The organism is Rasiella sp. SM2506, from assembly GCF_050859505.1.
Lineage (GTDB): Bacteria > Bacteroidota > Bacteroidia > Flavobacteriales > Flavobacteriaceae > Marinirhabdus.
On sequence record NZ_CP193934.1, the window covers coordinates 2,454,161 to 2,471,263 of the forward strand.

11 protein-coding genes are annotated in these 17,103 nt (G+C 39.9%); 2 read left to right on the forward strand and 9 right to left on the reverse strand.

All coding sequences use genetic code 11. The annotated features are described in order from the left end of the window. Nucleotides 1-166: 166 nt before the first annotated feature. A complete protein-coding gene (locus ACQ2HF_RS11130; RefSeq protein WP_432410494.1) occupies nt 167-3,451 on the reverse strand; it encodes a VPS10 domain-containing protein in 3,285 nt (1,094 codons plus the stop codon). 164 nt (nt 3,452-3,615) lie between these two features. Here ACQ2HF_RS11130 and ACQ2HF_RS11135 point away from each other — a divergent pair, with 164 nt between their 5' ends. Both ACQ2HF_RS11135 and ACQ2HF_RS11140 read left to right on the forward strand, forming a co-directional pair. Then, nucleotides 3,616-3,984 (forward strand): S24 family peptidase, encoded by a 369-nt coding sequence (locus tag ACQ2HF_RS11135; RefSeq protein WP_432410495.1) that lies wholly within the window; start codon nt 3,616-3,618, stop codon nt 3,982-3,984. Continuing rightward, complete coding sequence (locus ACQ2HF_RS11140) at nt 3,981-5,240, forward strand: Y-family DNA polymerase (protein ID WP_432410496.1); 1,260 nt, start codon at nt 3,981-3,983, stop codon at nt 5,238-5,240. The genes ACQ2HF_RS11135 and ACQ2HF_RS11140 overlap by 4 nt, the downstream gene beginning before the upstream one ends. Here the strand turns inward: ACQ2HF_RS11140 and ACQ2HF_RS11145 are convergent. The 8 genes from ACQ2HF_RS11145 to ACQ2HF_RS11180 all read right to left on the reverse strand — a co-directional run bounded on the left by ACQ2HF_RS11145 (nt 5,230) and on the right by ACQ2HF_RS11180 (nt 17,101). Then, the gene (locus ACQ2HF_RS11145; RefSeq protein WP_432410497.1) at nt 5,230-6,489 is read right to left on the reverse strand and encodes an MFS transporter; all 1,260 of its coding nucleotides are present in this window, start codon (nt 6,487-6,489) and stop codon (nt 5,230-5,232) included. The genes ACQ2HF_RS11140 and ACQ2HF_RS11145 overlap by 11 nt on opposite strands. Nucleotides 6,490-6,628: 139 nt before the next feature. Then, nucleotides 6,629-6,760: a hypothetical protein gene (locus tag ACQ2HF_RS11150; protein ID WP_432410498.1), complete on the reverse strand. Its 132-nt coding sequence runs from the start codon at nt 6,758-6,760 to the stop codon at nt 6,629-6,631. A gap of 17 nt (nt 6,761-6,777) precedes the next feature. Further along, nucleotides 6,778-7,113 (reverse strand): hypothetical protein, encoded by a 336-nt coding sequence (locus ACQ2HF_RS11155; protein WP_432410499.1) that lies wholly within the window; start codon nt 7,111-7,113, stop codon nt 6,778-6,780. A gap of 44 nt (nt 7,114-7,157) precedes the next feature. After that, nucleotides 7,158-7,736 (reverse strand): Pycsar system effector family protein, encoded by a 579-nt coding sequence (locus tag ACQ2HF_RS11160; RefSeq protein ID WP_432410500.1) that lies wholly within the window; start codon nt 7,734-7,736, stop codon nt 7,158-7,160. A 33-nt stretch (nt 7,737-7,769) separates the two neighbouring features. Beyond that, nucleotides 7,770-8,810 carry an adenylate/guanylate cyclase domain-containing protein gene (locus ACQ2HF_RS11165; protein ID WP_432410501.1) on the reverse strand — a complete coding sequence of 347 codons (1,041 nt, stop codon included), beginning with the start codon at nt 8,808-8,810 and terminating at the stop codon, nt 7,770-7,772. 123 nt (nt 8,811-8,933) lie between these two features. Beyond that, nucleotides 8,934-9,305 carry a response regulator gene (locus tag ACQ2HF_RS11170; RefSeq protein ID WP_432410502.1) on the reverse strand — a complete coding sequence of 124 codons (372 nt, stop codon included), beginning with the start codon at nt 9,303-9,305 and terminating at the stop codon, nt 8,934-8,936. An 11-nt stretch (nt 9,306-9,316) separates the two neighbouring features. Then, nucleotides 9,317-10,657 (reverse strand): sensor histidine kinase, encoded by a 1,341-nt coding sequence (locus tag ACQ2HF_RS11175; RefSeq protein WP_432410503.1) that lies wholly within the window; start codon nt 10,655-10,657, stop codon nt 9,317-9,319. A gap of 9 nt (nt 10,658-10,666) precedes the next feature. After that, on the reverse strand, nt 10,667-17,101 hold the full coding sequence (locus ACQ2HF_RS11180) for an ATP-binding protein (protein ID WP_432410504.1): 6,435 nt from the start codon (nt 17,099-17,101) through the stop codon (nt 10,667-10,669). Nucleotides 17,102-17,103 lie beyond the last annotated feature (2 nt).

A 17,103-nucleotide genomic window follows, 5' to 3' on the forward strand; every position in this document is an offset into this window, starting at 1 on the left:
TTAAACAAAATTAGTTTTTAAAGTTTCATACCGTCACTTCGAGTTCTTCTTTTTGAAAACACTCAAACTGACGGTTTATTTTTTTTAGTAAACAGATTCTTCTCTCCTAGCCATTTCTCCTTTGGAAAAGATCAAAATTGCTTTTTGAGCAATTCTGGCTAAAGATTTAATTCTCAACATAAGGTGCACCTATATTTTGTAATTCGGTGTAAAGTGCATCCAAAGCTCGTTTTGAAACTTCTAACTTCGCCAAAGCAGTTGATATTTGAGTTTTCACTATTTGCATTTGCTCGTTGTGAGATGTGGTTGGCCCGTAGGTAGAACGTTCAATGCCTCTAAAAATCGCAAACATACGGTCACCTAAAGCAGGGTTTCCTTTTTCACCAATTTCGTTTCTGGCATAATTTCCGTTTAATTCGGTATTTAATTTTTGTAGCTCTTTCAATACGGTCATTAGGCGCTCGTTCATAACTCCTGGAGCAATACGGCTTCGCGTAAGAGCGGTTTGCATCGCTTTTGCACGGTTTATAGATTTGTCCAAGCCCATATTCAGTTGTGCTACAGAACGCTGTGTTTCTTCATATGTTCTCCAAAATGCCGAAGCTTCTTGCGGAGTAACCGTTTTAATTGAACTTTCATATAATGGTTTTACCACAAAGTTTTTTGCATCGCTAAGTTTGGTAACATTTCCATTATCATTTAAATACATGGTTACTTTATACGTTCCGGGAGGTGCCAGCAATCCCGAAGGATTTTCATTCTTCTCATTCTCTTTTTGCTGAAGCGTAATCGCATCCAAAGCCGGATAGCGCAAATCCCATGCAATGCGGTTTATACCTTTTTTTGCTGTAGCAGTTATATTTCGCACTACATTCCCTTGGCTATCGGTTACGCTAAAGATTACTTTGGGTTCGGTTTCCAGTACTTCTTTTTCCAGTGCTTCCCAGCCAGCAAAAGGAACATCTTTGGCTACCATATCTTTCTCTTTGGTTTTTCGTTTCGCTTTGGATGTTTGGTAAGTATCTTTCAAATAATAGGTAAACAAGGCTCCAAAATCTGGATTGGGAGCTACAAAATGACTGTCACCCATACTTCCTTTGTCGGCATCAAAACTTAAATGTGACTTCGGAATGTACCACCACGCATCACGTACTGGGAATAACATCGCAGTTTCGTTTTGTAGATTATCTTCTGAAATTTCGCGCAAAGCAGAATAATCGTCCAAAATATAAAACCCCCGTCCAAACGAAGCGCCCACCAAATCATTTTCGCGCCGCTGAATAGCTAAATCTCTAAACGAAATTGTAGGTACGCCACCTTTCATCATAGTCCAATGTTTTCCGCCATTTATTGAAACATACATCCCAAATTCCGAAGCTAAGAAAAGTAGATTCGGTTTTACATGATCCTGAACAATACGCCATACTAAGGTTCTGTCTGGAATGTTATTTCTAAGAGACGTCCATGTTTTTCCTTTGTCGGTACTTTTCAGCAAATAGGGAGTGAAATCACCGTATTTATGATTGTCCAGTACTACATAGACTGTATTAGCGTCAAACATATCTGCTTTAATATCATTTATAAAAGCGGTGGCAGGTACTCCCGGCATATTTCCAACACTTATCTTTCTCCAGGAACCGCCATCGTTTTCAGATACTTGAATACTTCCGTCATCCGTTCCTGCGTAAAGCAATCCTTTTTGTTTTGGAGATTCGGCTAAAGAAGTGATTGTGTTATAATTAGACATCGCATACACATCCCAAGGCGCATCCCAGGATTGTTGTTTACCATAAATAGGAAGTGTAATTCGTTCTTCATTCTTGGTTAAATCTCCCGAAATAGCCGTCCAGTCATCCCCACGATTATCACTTTTCCAGACACGTTGCGAGGCAAAGTAAATAGTAGTAGGGTTGTGAGGACTCACCAAAATAGGCGCATCCCAGTTAAAGCGTTCGGTTTTTTCGTTGGCAGCGGCTTGTGGTTGAATATCGATTACTTCGCCCGTTTTCATATCCAATCGGGAAAGCGTTCCTTCTTGTCGTTCGGCATACATAATATCTGGGTTGCCAGGTTCGGTAGCAGGTTGGTGACCATCCCAGTTTAAAACCACGCTCCAATCACTGTTCTGGATGCCCTGCATATTGTCTGTACGTGAAGGACCGCCTTCGGTACTATTATCCTGTGTGCCTCCAAAAACATTGTAAAAAGGTTCTGAATCGTCTAAAGCAACTTTATAAAATTGAGTCACGGGTAGGTTCTCCACATATTTCCACGTTTTTGTATGGTCAAAACTTTCGTAAACACCTCCATCCGATCCTACGAGTAAATAATCGGGATCGCTTAATTTAAAGGCGATGGCGTGATTATCTCCGTGTTTGTTTTCTTCGTTCATACGGTAGAAGGTCTTTCCACCGTCTTCAGAAATTTGAAGGTTGTTATCCATTAAATACAAATACCCTTCGTGGTGTGGGGAAGCATATAATTCCTGATAGTAATGGGGTCCCGTTCCGCCAGACACTGTAGCCGACATCTTTTCCCAGGATTGCCCGCCATTTTCAGAACGATACAAACCACCAGTTCTACGCTCTTCTTCTACAGCAGCATAAATAACATCTGGGTTTTGAGGCGAAATAGCCAAACCGGTTTTCCCCATCCAGGTGTCTGGTAAACCCGTTTTAAGCTCCATCCAAGTGTCGCCTCCATCCATACTTTTGTATAAGCCAGTTCCCGGACCACCACCTACATAGGCAGCTACAGTTCTGTGACGTTGCCAAGTAGCAGCGTACAAAACGTCTGGATTGTCTGGGTCTATCTCAAGATCGGTCGCGCCAATCCATTCGTCGTCACCTAGGGTTTTATTCCACGTTTTTCCGCCATCGGTTGTTTTATACACACCTCGATCCCCGCCTTTACTCCATAATGGACCTTGCGCAGTTACCCAAACGGTGTTGCTATCTTCTGGATGTATAATGATTCTGGAAATATGTTCTGAATTTTTCAAACCCATGTTCTTCCATGTTTGTCCGCCGTCCATACTTTTATATACGCCATCACCATAGCCCACATGCCGGCCACCGCTATCTTCTCCAGAACCTACCCAAACAATGTTGGGATTTTGTGGATCTAGCGCTACGGTACCAATAGAGTAGGTAGGCTGGTCATCGAAAATAGGAGTCCATGTGGTTCCTGAGTTTACAGTTTTCCAAACCCCACCAGAACCTACGGCGACGTACCAAATGTTTTCGTTGTTAGGATGAATTTCAATATCGGCAATACGACCGCTCATAAAGGCGGGGCCAATACTTCGAAATTTTAATCCGCTAATTACTGAATCTAAAATGGAAGACGAAGTAACCGTTGTTTTTTGCTTTTTATTTCGCTGTGCAGTTGTTTCAGCAGAAAATAAAAAGGTGCAACATAATAAAAAGAGGAGAGGGTAACGTAATTTCATGGGAGTGTTTTTTTGTTGGTTTCTTTAAAAATATTCAAATTCTAAATATGAAATCGAGCCAGACATTTAATTAACTATTTTTTTAACAAGACTATAACATTTCGGCTCTTATAAATAAATGGGATAAATTCCTAGAATTAGGAAATATTCCATAATTTTGAAATATGGAAATAATCTCTTCAGGTAAATTAAAGGGAGCGGCTTACCGTCACGCTCCCGAGGTATCAAAACAAACGGGCTTTCCCAGTGCGGCGACGCATTACACAGAAACCCCCATAGACCTTCATAAGGAATTGATGCTACATAAAGATGCTACCTTTTATATACGGGTGGGAAGTGATGCCTGGTCTGAATTCAATATTCTGAAAAACGATGTATTGCTGGTAGACAGATCGCTCACACCAAATTTTGACGATTTAGCGCTTTTGGTGCAGGAAGGCGAGTTTACCGTGAACCGTATTACATTTGGCAGGGAAACCGAAGAAGCATTACTTTGGGGAGTCATCACTTATATCATACACTACGCCAGATGATAGCCATGGTAGATTGTAATAGTTTTTATGCTTCCTGTGAGCAAGTTTTTAGACCAGATCTTTTGGGAAAACCTGTGGTGGTTTTAAGCAACAATGATGGGTGTATCATTGCGGCTAATAAAGAGGCTAAAAACTTAACCCATATCCCCATGTTTGAACCTTTATTTAAGATTAAGGACGTACTTGTAAAAAATGGGGTTGTTTTTTTTTCTTCAAATTATACGCTGTATGGCGAAATGTCACAACGTGTGATGAATATTTTGGGCGATTTTTCTCCTTTGGTGGAAGTGTATAGTATAGATGAAGCATTTGTAGATGTGTTGGGTATTACTGAAAATTTAGAGGTATATGGAACCAAAATAAAAGAACGAATCTTTCAATATACGGGACTTCCCGTGGGTGTTGGGATAGCGCCTACGAAGGTACTGGCAAAATTGGCCAACAAAATGGCTAAAAAGATTCCCGGTACCCATCACGTCTTTGTAATTGATACAGAAGAAAAACGAATACAAGCCTTACAGTGGGCAAAGACCAAAGATGTATGGGGATTGGGAAAAAAACATGTACAGCGACTAGAAAAAATAGGGGTGTTTAGTGCCTATCAATTTACACAGCTACCGTTGCAGTGGGTGCGTAAAGAAATGACCGTAGTGGGGGAGCGGCTTTGGCGGGAGTTACAAGGGGAGTCTTGTATTGAATTTGCTACTATGCCGAAACGAAAAAAAGCAATTGGAACCGCAAAATCTTTTGGGATTAAACTACCAGATTTAGAACGCATAGAAGAAGCCTGCGCCTATTACATAAGCGAAGTTGCTGAAGTCTTACGTGCCCAGAAATCCTGTGCTACCTATGTGCAGGTATTTGTAATTACCAACTACCATAGCCATATAGATAAGCAATATTCCAACAGCAAAACGGTCACAATGCCTATCCCAACTAACGATACTTTTGCACTTATTAAAGAAGCCAGAAAAGCATTGCATCTTATTTACAAACCAGGGTATCGCTATAAAAAAGTAGGAGTGAACCTCACGGGATTGATTCCGCAGGAGTATGTTCAGGGGAATCTGTTTTTACCTTCAAAACTGCACGATAAAAACTTAATCCGCACATTTGATATGCTGAATAACAAATACGGAAAATCTACGGTAGCTTCAGCAATGATTGGTACCCGTGTGAGTGAATGGGAACTCATTAAAAAAGAGCGCAGTAAAAGAATGACAACGCAGTGGGATGAGTTGTTGACTATTTTTTAGCAACGCTATAAAAAATAATTGAAGCTAAAAGCCCCACCACTGAAAATCCTGCCAGCAACCAAAAAACGTAGTGATGTCCTTGAACGGTTTCAAAGGTATCCAGGAAGTATCCCATCATAGGTCCTGCAAAAATATCGGGCGTATAGCCTATAAACGAAATAATTCCTACGGCGGTACCTGTGAGTACCAACGGTATTTTCCCTTCCTTTAATACCGCAAAATAAAGTACGCGAGCCGCATACACACCAATAGCGGTAATGATAATGGTTAAAAAGAAAAGCAGGGTAGTACCTTCGCCTAAAATACCCGAAGCGAATCCTACCGCGCCAACAATGGAAAGTAAGAAACCAAGCATTAAATAAAAAGAAGGACGGGATCTGTCTGCAAGGAAACCTACAACCACCCCAACAACAGGTCTTATAAATAGGAGGAACGTCCCCGTTTTTGCAGCATCTACTTCATTAAATAGCATTACTTCGCGCGCGTAAAGTGAAAAGATATCGGTTATTTTATAGCCTACGTAAGCACAGAGAATAATGACCATTAGTAACCAAACGGAGGGTAATTTTAAAACAGATTTTATATTGGCCAGCGTGATTTTTTCTTTCAATACAGTTTCAGCTGAAATAGTAGTTTTCAGAAAAAAGAATACTAAAACTCCAATAAACGCTACCAAGGCAGAGGAAATATACACCACCATCCTAAAAGCATCTTGTTGTTGGAAGGTGTTTAATTCTACGGCATTTTCTGGAACAAACCATGAGAAAACAATAACACCTAACAATCCAAATAAAGCGCCTACCAGTCCGCGGCCACCATCTAAAAAACCAAAAGCTTTTCCTTGGTTGGTATCGCCTCCCCAAACCCGAGTAGCTTTTATCATAGGTGCCCAGAATAGAAATATGGTGGTAAAACCCCAAAATCCATATAAAATTGCGAGTGTTTTTAAACTAGGGTTATTGGCATATACCACTCCGCCCGCTGCGGTGAGTACTAAGGCAATACCCATTAATTTTCTAGGTTCGTATTTGTCGGCCAGCGGTCCGCCTAGTAGGTAGGAGCCTAAGGCAACTAAACCATAAATGGAGAAGCAATAACCGATTTCGGTATTGGTAATATTGAAAACCTCTAAAACCGTTGCCCGAAATACTCTTGCCAATACAAACGGGAGGATAAATACGGCTTCCCCCGCTAAAATAAGCAGGATGATGTAAAGCGGTGATTGTTTTGAAGTTTTGGGAGGTTTCATTTTTTTAAGAATACTGAAAGGTACTTGTAAAAACTTCAAAAGACAAACCCCAACTTCCAAAGATGTTTTCTTCAGAAGTTTGGGGTCTTACTATGTTATTGTATGTTATGCTGCCAGCACTAAGATAAACCTTGCTTAATTATTCATCCTGTTTTTCATTTTTTTCTTCTTTTTCTTCTTTTTTCAGCTCTCTATATTTGAAAAATAGCCGTACGCCCAGTCTGGCAAACAGGATAATAGCAATAAGGGTAATAATATTTATAGTACTCATTTGGGGATTTTAAGCTTTTAATACAAGATGTTGTCCAAGGTCCAATCCAGTCTTTTTTCCATCATTTTAAAGTCGCAATCTGAAAAGAAAACTTCATAAATTTCTCTGCGGAAATCAATAAGTTCCATATTGGTATAGGTGTGTTGGTGTATGTTTCGGTCAATTTTTTTCAATCTTTTTTCTTCGGAATCGGTTGAGAATTCGTTGTGTATCTTTTTGAAAGTTTCTGTTGAAACTTTCGATTGTATCATGCCACGTTCTTTTTCCGTTTCGTCGTTATCGGCATTTGCGCAAAGCAGTAATATATACACTTGCAGTTCTTCCTTCGTCCAATGTGTGTTCTCTGCTTTCATAGTATTACATAATTATGGATTAGTTTTCTGGATTTTTTTAACGATTACGTTACTATTAATAGCACATAATACAATGCAGTAATAAAGAGCAACACCAAACCTAAGGCTAAAAATACAATCGATCGCTTTACATTTCTAAATTTCCAAGCCGCTATTTTTGAAATGATAAAAATTTGCTCTCCTAATTGTTCAAACAGCTTTTTTCCTTCTATACTCACCTCATAAAATGTTTTTGAAAAGGCTTTAACGTCTCCAAACTTTGAAATTACATCGCCAAAGAAAAATACATTGGGGCTAAATTTTCCTTCTATTTTAGGAATAAAACAACGTACGCTGTAAAAGATAGAGGCGGCCGTTGTGACAAACCAAAGGCCAATAAGTATATATAAAATGATATCGTTTTCAACCGTAGCAAGTAGCGTGCCTACACTTTGATAGATAAAGTTAAGCAATATTCCGTAGAAAGAAAGGATGAGCCCTGCTTTTAGTTCGCTGGCTTTAATAAGGCTGGTAACGTGATTCATGCTTCCCCAATAATGATCTACAAGCTCTTCGGTGTGGCGTGAAGGCGTAGTATTTGTAGTTCCCTCTTTGTTGGCTTTTGATTTTGGTTGTTTTTCCATTTTGATAGGTTTTAAAAAGATGTGTTCTTTCTACTATTCAATTACCTGATAAATAGTAATGGGTTTAGCTTTATTTTTCAACGAAATATCTCCCACTTTTTCACATTTAAAAGATTCTTTTACTTGCTGGTAACAATCTTCGGAAATAATAATCTGATTTTCCTTGGCAGCGTCTTGCAATCGCGCAGCAGTATTTACGGTGTCACCAATAACGGTATAATCCAAACGCCGTAAACTTTGTGAACCAATATTACCTGAAATCATTTCGCCACTCTTTATCCCAATAGAAACTTTAGGTTTAAATTGCAATTTATCTCCCACAGCTGGCAATTTATCTACTTTGCTACATACCGCCAAAGCTGCATCTATGGCACGATCTAGGTGAAAGTCTCCCCTAAATACGGCCATAATAGCATCGCCAATAAACTTGTCTATATAGCCTTCTTGCGCCATGATTTCTTTCACCATTTCATCAAAATAGCAATTAATCATAGTCACCACAGTATCGGCTGGGGCATTTTCACTTATGGCGGTGAACCCACAAATATCAATGAATACGACCGTGCCTTCAATAGTTTCGTTGGCCATGATGGTAGTTTCAAACTCTTTGTTGCCCATAAAATTAAGTACGTTTTCATCTACATACATTTTTAAAATGTTGTTTTCTTTAATGGCTTGGAGCGTTTCCTTTACGTGCCTGGCGTGTTTCAGGGTTTTTTCCATGGTGAGTGTTAAATCCTCAAAGTTGATGGGTTTGGTGATAAAATCGAACGCACCACGGTTCATAGCGGTACGGATGTTTTCCATATCCCCGTAAGCCGAAACAATCACCGATTTAATAAGCGGACTCGATTCGCTCAACTTAGTTAGCAAGGTCAAGCCATCCATTTCGGGCATATTAATGTCGCTCATGACAATATCCATTTCAGGTTCCTTGATAATTTCTTCGAGAGCAACGCGTCCATTTTCAGCAAAATAAAACTCGTATTCGCCACCACGAATTTGTTTTCTGAATTTCTGTTTGATGAGCGTTTCCAGATCTGCCTCATCATCTACTACAAGTATCTTTGACATAATTAACTATTTAGTAATTAATAATTTAAAATCGAATTTTCGTTTACCTAATGACTTCCTTTCGCTCCTTAGGTAGCTCATCGGAGGCAGGAAAGGGGGCGAAAATTTTGTTGAATGCGTCGATTAAGCATTCAGTAATTTCTCTTTTAATAACTTAAAATCTACAGGTTTGGTCAAAAAATCATCCGCACCCAGTCGTTTTGCGGTAGTATAATTTTCTTCATCACCATAGGCCGTGACCATCATAACGACTGGAGGTGGTGCCACGTAATTGGATTTAATTTTCTCCAATAACTCCAGACCACTCATTCCGGGCATATTAATATCGCTTAGTATTAAAATGGCTTCCTGCTTCATGGTATCCAATGTTTGCAAGGCTTCTTCGCCCGAAAAAGCGAACATTAATGTAAGCTCTCCTTTACGTATTTCTTTTCTGAAACGTTGCAGGAATAAATCCTTTACGTCTCTCTCGTCGTCTACTACTAATATTTTCATATAATTTATATTTAATTAGTTATAAGTTTTATTGTGAAGGTGGTTCCTTTTCCTTTTTCAGTATCCACTTTTAATTCTCCTCCGTGTCCTTTTGTCACGATATCATAACTCATAGACAATCCTAATCCTGTGCCTTCTCCAGTGGGTTTTGTAGTAAAAAAGGGTTCATATATTTTATCGACAATTTCTTGTGGAATACCATTCCCATTGTCTTTTACTGAAATTTCAATGCTGTTATTCATTTTTTTAGTTGAAACTGAAACAGTTGGTTTATACGAGTCCTCCGAAGTTTCAGTGAAGGAGGATTTCTTAGCATTGGTAGCACTTCGACTCCGCTCAGCACAGGCATAAAAAGCATTGGTGATCAAATTCAAAATAACACGTCCCATATCTTGCGGAATTACATTTACTCGACCAACACTTTCATCAAAATTTGTCTCCAGCGTAGCGTTGAAGGTTTTGTCTTTTGCGCGAAGTCCGTGGTAGGCGAGACGCAAATATTCATCTGCTAACTTGTTTATATCCGTAGGTTCCTTTTCCGCAGTACTTTTTCTACTGTGCTGAAGCATTCCTTTTACAATGGCATCTGCACGTTTGCCATGATGCGTTATTTTTTCAAGGTTCTGCTTTATGTCTTTTGAAATGTGCTTCGCTTCTTCAATGTCACCTTTATCAATTTCCTCATTCATTTCATCAATAAGCTCATTACTTACTTCAGAGAAATTATTGACAAAGTTTAAAGGGTTTTGAATTTCGTGTGCAATACCAGCAGTAAGTTCCCCTAAACTTGCCATTTTCTCAGATTGGATGAGTTGCGCTTGTGTCGCTTTTAAATCTGCAATGCTTTGTTTTAATGCTGCGGTGCGTTCGTCAACTAATTTTTCAAGTTTTTGATTTTTGAGCTGTAGTTCGTCCAGGTGAAAAGTGTCTCCTTCTTCTGTTTCTACGGCTACAGAGACATGCCAATGTACTATCTTCCAGGTAGTATCCATAAAAATTAGTACAGTGGATACTCGTAATGGGATAGTATTTTGGATACCACCAATTTTGAACTTTAAATCTATTTCATCAACAAAAATGGCAAGACCATTATCTGGGTATAGCTGTCTTTGAACAGGCTTTGGGATATCGAACTTGAAATCTTCAAACTGTTCTGCTTGTTCTCGCCCTGCAATGATCATTTTTTTAAGGTCTTCAATTCCAAGGAGTTTCTCTTCCAGGGTGGTGCCATAGCCCATAAAATCTTTGGTAACAAGAGACTCTAATAGTGCTAATGGGGTGTTCGTTTCCACTTGAATTGCCATCCAATCTCGATATGTTTTCTCTAACTGTTGTAGCTTTTCCTCAATCATATTAATATATTATAAGGGTACATATATCGTAAAAGTAGTTCCTTCATTTTCCTTGGTTTCTACTTTTAATTCGCCACCGTGCCCTTTAGTCACAATGTCATAACTCATACTCAATCCCAGTCCTGTTCCTTCTCCAGTAGGTTTAGTGGTAAAAAAGGGTTGATAAATTTTATCGATCACGTGCTTCGGAATTCCATTGCCGTTGTCTTTTATTGAGATTGTGACAGAGTCCCCCCTGCCCCCCGAAGGGGGGTTCTTTCGAGTGCTAATTGAAACAGTTGGCACATATTTAATTCCCCCTTCGGGAGCTAGGAGGACTTTTTTCCGCTCATTCGTTGCATAAAAAGCATTCGTAATCAAATTTAAAATAACACGTCCCATATCCTGGGGAATCACTTTTACTTTACCAATGCTTTCATCAAAATCTGTTTCCAACGTCGCGTTGAAAGATTTGTCTTTTGCCCGAAGTCCGTGATAGGCGAGGCGTAAATATTCGTCTGCCAGTTTATTAATATCCGTGGGTACTTTTTCTGCAGTACTTTTTCTACTATGCTGCAGCATTCCTTTTACAATAGCATCGGCGCGTTTGCCGTGATGGTTTATTTTTTCCAGGTTTTGCTTGATGTCGTTGGCAATAAGTTTTGCTTCTTCCAGATCTCCTTTCTCAATTTCTTCGTTCATTTCATCAATGAGCTCATTACTTACTTCAGAAAAATTATTGACGAAGTTTAAAGGATTCTGAATTTCGTGTGCGATACCTGCCGTCAATTCCCCCAAACTCGCCATTTTTTCAGATTGGATGAGTTGCTTTTGGGTTTGCTGAAGATCGGTTAACGTTTTTTCTAAGCGTATTTTTTCATCCAGCAGTTTGGCCGATTGCTCTTCCCGTACCTGAAGATCTTTAAAACGCTGGTAAGCAAATGTGAATACATTCCGGAAACGGTCTAAAATATTCTTCTGATCTTTGCTTAACAGACCAAAATTTGAAATACCAACAGCCCCATTACCAAAGGCATACAATATATAAGCAACACTATCTGTTTTAAGCAATCGAGGATCGTCTGCTTCTCCATTCTTCCGGCGCATATCGATAAGATCTTGTAATTGCTGTCCTTCCAAAACCATTTCAGAAAAACCATCGGTTGTTGCCGCAATTACTTTTACCTGTTCATCTAGTGTGGGATCATCATCATAAGACATAAGAGTAACGGTGCCTCCCATTTCTTCGGAATAATCGTAGTCCAGAAATGTTTCCTCATCCTCATTATTAACGTCTATGAGCGCATTGCGAATATCGCTGAAGCCCAGTTCCACCAACTGCTCGTACAATGCCTTCACTATATGCAGCAGGTCAGTGGACTCCACCATACTAAGGGCTACAGAGCGCACTCTTTCCAAAGCAGCTTCAATTTTTGCTTCTCGCGCCTGTGCTTCTGCGTTTGCCAAATCGGTATATCGTTTGTAAGCAAATGTGAATACGTTTCTGAAACGTTTCAGTATTATTTTTTGAGCATCGCTTAAAATTCCGAAGTTTGAAATCCCAATAGCACCATTCCCAAAGGAATAGAGGTTATAGGTAAGGTGGTCAATTTTCCGAAGTCGTGGATCGTCCTTTTCACCGTTGCGTAAGCGGGTTTCTATGAGCTCCTCTAATTGTTTGCCTTTCAATTCAATTTCAAAAAAAGCATCGTTGGCAGATTGTGTCTTTTTAATTTGTTGCTCGATAATGGGATCTCCATAGAATGAGAATTCGGTTACTGCACTGGACATATCGTGGGAATAATCGTAATCTAAAAAGGTTTCAGTAGCGTCGTTATGAATATCGATAATAGCATTGCGTATATCTTTAAAACCAAGTGATAGCAACTGCTCGTACAACACCTGTGCAATATCCAGCATTTCATCAGATTTGGTAAGGGTGAGGGCTACAGTTCTCACTTTTTCCAGCGAGGCTTCAATTTGTGCCTCATGTGCCTGTTCTTCCGCTTTTTGAAGGTCCATAAAACGAATGTATGCCTGCTCAAAAACTTTGGCAAATCGTGTCATTATTTCCGCATCGCTTTCTGAAGGTACGGCACCTGTAAGGGAAGGAATTAAAATCGCCGAATTTTTAGACCAGGCTGCGGAGAGTCTATGCATTCCAGCTTGAAGCACATGCTGTTTATAGTCTTCGGGAAAGTGTTTATAATCACTATGTTCAAAGGCATATTCAAAAAAGTGATTCTTCGCTTCTACAGAAAATTCTTTAGAGAAATAGGCATCACCCCGAATTTTAGAATCCCAAGCTTCACTTAAAATTGGAGTATCAAAATAAGGCAGAAAGTATCTTCCCGAAGTTGAAAAGTCATCCACAGCAATCCAATGTAACATATCTTTGTTGTCCGGGAAGTAGGTGCAGAGAATGACACCTCCTGCATCGAAAATCACACCTAAATCCTTTAATTTTTCAGCAACTACGGCAACCACTTCTTGTAACTCTTCAGGTTTTTGCATGGCTAAAGAGCGTGACCGTACTTTTTCTAATGCGGCTTCAATTTGTGCTTCCCTAGCCTGTGCTTCCGATTTTTGGAGGTCTAGGAAGCGGGTATAGGTGAGGTCGAATACTTCTGCAAACCGATGAATGATTTGCTTATCCTCATCGAAGGGTTCTGAATTAGAAAAAAAGTATAGGCCACCCGCTCCAAAAGGTGAATAATGATAATACTCTTTTGGTAATGCAGCAGATTTTTCAATCAATTCTTCTGATAGAACAAATTTGCTTTTGGTCACTAATGTATAGTAGTCTTCCAATTCTTTTCCCTCAAGAATGTAGGAGTACGGTTTTTGATTTTCCCAGGCAATAAATGTTTCAGTTAGCATAGGATGAACGGTAAGAGAGGTAACCCCTGTAGCCAGTTCCTTTGTTCCATCTGTCGCAACTACAGTGGTCCACAGTTGGCAATCTTTGGTAGCTGGATCGAAAATTCCAATACCACTGCGTTCTATAGAAAGATTGAGTTTTTCCAACTCGTCAAAAACAATCCGTGTACAAGATACCAGATCTTCACTTTGGCGCATGGCCATTGCACGGGAGCGAACGCGCTCTAGTGAAACTTCTATTTGTGCTTCTCTGGCCTGGGCTTCTGCTTTTTGCAGGTCGAGGAAGCGGGTATAGGTTTGCTGAAATACCTTGGTAAATCGAAGCATTATTTCGATTTGATCTTCGGTTAATTTGGTGCCACCAAGATTCATTAAATATCCTTGTTCAAAGTTGAAGCAATGGATTTTAAGTTCGGGTGGGGAAGCGGCAATTAATTCTTTAGCACTTAGAGGAAAATTAATACTTCTTTCTGCAATAAAGGTTTGGTGTGTAATGGTCTGTTTGTTGTCCATTTCCACTAAATATGCTGGTTTTTGTTTCTTCCAATTTTTATGAATGGAACGCATTATATCCGTTTCTTTATGATACACTCCTGTAGCTATGGGCATTATTTTACCCGTTGAAGGATTTGGTGCATAATTCCAGCCTATATTTTCATCTTCTTCAAATATCACATATCCACTACTAATACTTTCAATACCTAATTTTGTGATTTCTTCAAAGAGTATATCTCCAGCTTCTCTTAATTCATCACTAGTATGCATAGCCATACCTCTAGACCTCACGCGCTCTAGAGATGCTTCAATTTGGGCTTTTCTGGCTTGTGCTTCCGCTTTTTGAAGATCGAGGAAGCGAGTATACGATTGCTCGAATACCTTTGCAAAACGAATGAAAATTTCTTCATCCTCATATGGTTCTGTTGTGATTACAAGCAAATACCCAAATTTAAAGTAGGCGGCATGCCATTTTTGCCAGGTAGGGAAAGAGATGCCGCTGTCCAACATTCCCTGAAAAACAGGCTGTACATCTGGAACAGAGAGCATGTAATTATAATGCTTTTCTAATTCGGTACCTCCTTTTGCTATCGTTAAAATTTCTAGGTTATCTCGCCACCCTTTGTACATGGCCTTGTGAGTAGGGTCTTTGGTATGTGGAATTTTTAAAGGAGGCATGACGCCACGTTCATTTACAAACCAATATTCATCGGTAGCAGCTTTTTCTTCACAGAATCCAAAACCAGTTCCCCAAAGGGCTCCACCCAAACTTGTGAGCTGTTCATACAGCACCATCGCTACGTTACCTATTTCATCACTTTGTTGCATTGCCATGCTTCGGCTACGTACTTTTTCTAAGGCCGTTTCTATTTGTGCTTCCCTGTATTGTGCTTCCGCTTTTTGAAGGTCCTGGAAACGAGTGTAGGTTTGTTGAAACACTTTTCCGAAACGCATCAAGGTGTCGTTCTCTTTTTTAGTATAAGGAATACCATCGAAATTTTCAATATACAAGCCAACGTTATCCAATAAAACCGTAGAAATTGCCAGGCCGGGATATTCCAAATAGGTTTTCAACAGCCCCTCCGGCACATTTGGAATCAACTTAAAAAGATCTTTATAAAATTTGTTTTTTTCTTTTAAGCTGAGCAGATTGGTGAAGAAATTTTCCCCTTTTGCTTTTGCCTCTTTAAAACTATTCCAATGAGCAGAGTCAAAATAGGGGAGTAATATCTCGGTGGCAATTTCATTTTTATCTGCCAGCCAGATGTGCATCATATCGTTTTTCTTGTAGTCTATAATAAAACCTGTATGTTCAATATTTATATTTAAAGCGACGAACTGCTCATACACCGTTTGGATTACTTCTTTTAGTTCCTCACTGTCCTGCATCGCCATGGTTCTGGCACGAACTCTCTCTAAAGCCAGTTCAATTTGAGATTCGCGAGCTTGTGCTTCGGCCTTTTGAAGATCTAGAAAACGGGTGTAGGTTTGCTGAAAAACGTTTGCAAAACGGGTAATCATTTCCTGTTGTTCAATGGTCAATAACACACCGCCCACAATGAGTAAATACCCTTGTTTGAAATTAAAGGTATGCACCACCAAACGTTCGGGGGAAATGGACAATAATTTTTCTTTCGAAATGGGAAAACCGATGCTTTCGTCTGCAATAAAAGTTTGGTGTTTTATGGTTTCCTCCTCATTCAACTGTATAACCAATAAGGGGTCTTGCTTTTTCCAGCTTGAGGCAATCGCCTTCATCACCTTGGTCGTGGTGTGGTTCATCCCCACGGGTTCTGGACGAATACTTCCATCCATTGGGTTTACACCGTAGTTCCAACCCATGGTAGCTGTTTCATCAAACAATACATAGCCTGTGATCAAATTTTGAATACCCAGTTTGGAGAGTTCCTGATATAATAAGGCGCCGGCTTCCTTTAATTCTTCACTGGTATGCATGGCCATACTTCGGGAACGCACTTTTTCTAATGCTAATTCTATACGTACTTCCCTCGCTTGCTTTTCAGCTTTCTGAAGATCAAGAAATCTGCGGTGGGCAAGGTCGAAAGCACCTGCAAATTGTTTTAATAATTCCAAATCTTCAGCGGGCGGATTCTCCACCTTGCCGGGCAAACTATACCCAATCTCCCCGTGGGTGGTGCGCGCCATAATAAACGTAAGTCCATTAATATGGCGAATGTCGTCGTGGCTGGGGGCTTGTGGGTCTATGTTTTTAAAATCCCCCAGATGAACCATTTTATCTACATACGCTATCGCTTCTTCGGCATCCATTGGGTAGATAACAAGCGGGTTTTTATTCTTTTCCCAGTTGGCTAACAAAGGGATATCTCCGTGAATGTGTCTTGGCAACTCCATGACAAAACCAATTTTGGTACCGTCGCCAGAGGTCATTGCTTTTTCGTAGGTTGAAGGAAGCCACATCATATGCCAGAAGTAATGAGCTTCGTGACCCAGGCGGGTAAATTCAGTTCGCATGGTGACCACAATATCCATCAGGTCGGAGGATTCCTTCATCGCGACAGCCTCGGCACGTATTCTTTGCAAAGCGCCTTCAATTTTAAGTTCTCTATTTTTATTCTCTAACTCTTTGGTACGCCGTTGTATGGCTTCCCGTAATTGTAAATTTTCTGCACTCACTTGGTCATACCCTATGGTTTCTCCTTCTTGTGCCTTGGTATCTGGGGTAGAGTAGTGCTGATAAATAAATTTCCAGCCTTCTTTTTTCTTCTGAAGAGCGTTGGTAAAACGAAATCGGCTATAAAAAGTCCAATCATCACCTGCCAAAAACCAGGCGTCAAATAAGTGGGTAATAAATATGAGATCATCGAATTGCTCTACAACTTTGGTTTCGTTGCGCACTTGGGATTTACCTGAAAGTTGTTCTGCCGTAGCTTCAAAGAAGCGGGTAGTGTCTTTCCGGTTTAAAAACTCTTCGAATACTGTAGAACCTATAAAATGAAAAGCATCGTCCAAATAGGAATTATAGGTCGCCACATCGCCATTTAGGTAGCTATACAACCAAGTGTCATACACTTTGAGTACTTCGGCTTTTGTTTTTTTATCGATGCTCATTG

Bases quoted from the DNA above. Each gene is read 5' to 3' on its own strand.
- ACQ2HF_RS11165 (WP_432410501.1), bottom strand. From the start codon at position 8,810: ATGTCAAAGATACTTGTAGTAGATGATGAGGCAGATCTGGAAACGCTC.
- ACQ2HF_RS11160 (WP_432410500.1), bottom strand. From the start codon at position 7,736: ATGGAAAAACAACCAAAATCAAAAGCCAACAAAGAGGGAACTACAAAT.
- ACQ2HF_RS11150 (WP_432410498.1), bottom strand. From the start codon at position 6,760: ATGAGTACTATAAATATTATTACCCTTATTGCTATTATCCTGTTTGCC.
- ACQ2HF_RS11140 (WP_432410496.1), top strand. From the start codon at position 3,981: ATGATAGCCATGGTAGATTGTAATAGTTTTTATGCTTCCTGTGAGCAA.
- ACQ2HF_RS11130 (WP_432410494.1), bottom strand. From the start codon at position 3,451: ATGAAATTACGTTACCCTCTCCTCTTTTTATTATGTTGCACCTTTTTA.
- ACQ2HF_RS11170 (WP_432410502.1), bottom strand. From the start codon at position 9,305: ATGAAAATATTAGTAGTAGACGACGAGAGAGACGTAAAGGATTTATTC.
- ACQ2HF_RS11145 (WP_432410497.1), bottom strand. From the start codon at position 6,489: ATGAAACCTCCCAAAACTTCAAAACAATCACCGCTTTACATCATCCTG.
- ACQ2HF_RS11135 (WP_432410495.1), top strand. From the start codon at position 3,616: ATGGAAATAATCTCTTCAGGTAAATTAAAGGGAGCGGCTTACCGTCAC.
- ACQ2HF_RS11155 (WP_432410499.1), bottom strand. From the start codon at position 7,113: ATGAAAGCAGAGAACACACATTGGACGAAGGAAGAACTGCAAGTGTAT.
- ACQ2HF_RS11180 (WP_432410504.1), bottom strand. From the start codon at position 17,101: ATGAGCATCGATAAAAAAACAAAAGCCGAAGTACTCAAAGTGTATGAC.
- ACQ2HF_RS11175 (WP_432410503.1), bottom strand. From the start codon at position 10,657: ATGATTGAGGAAAAGCTACAACAGTTAGAGAAAACATATCGAGATTGG.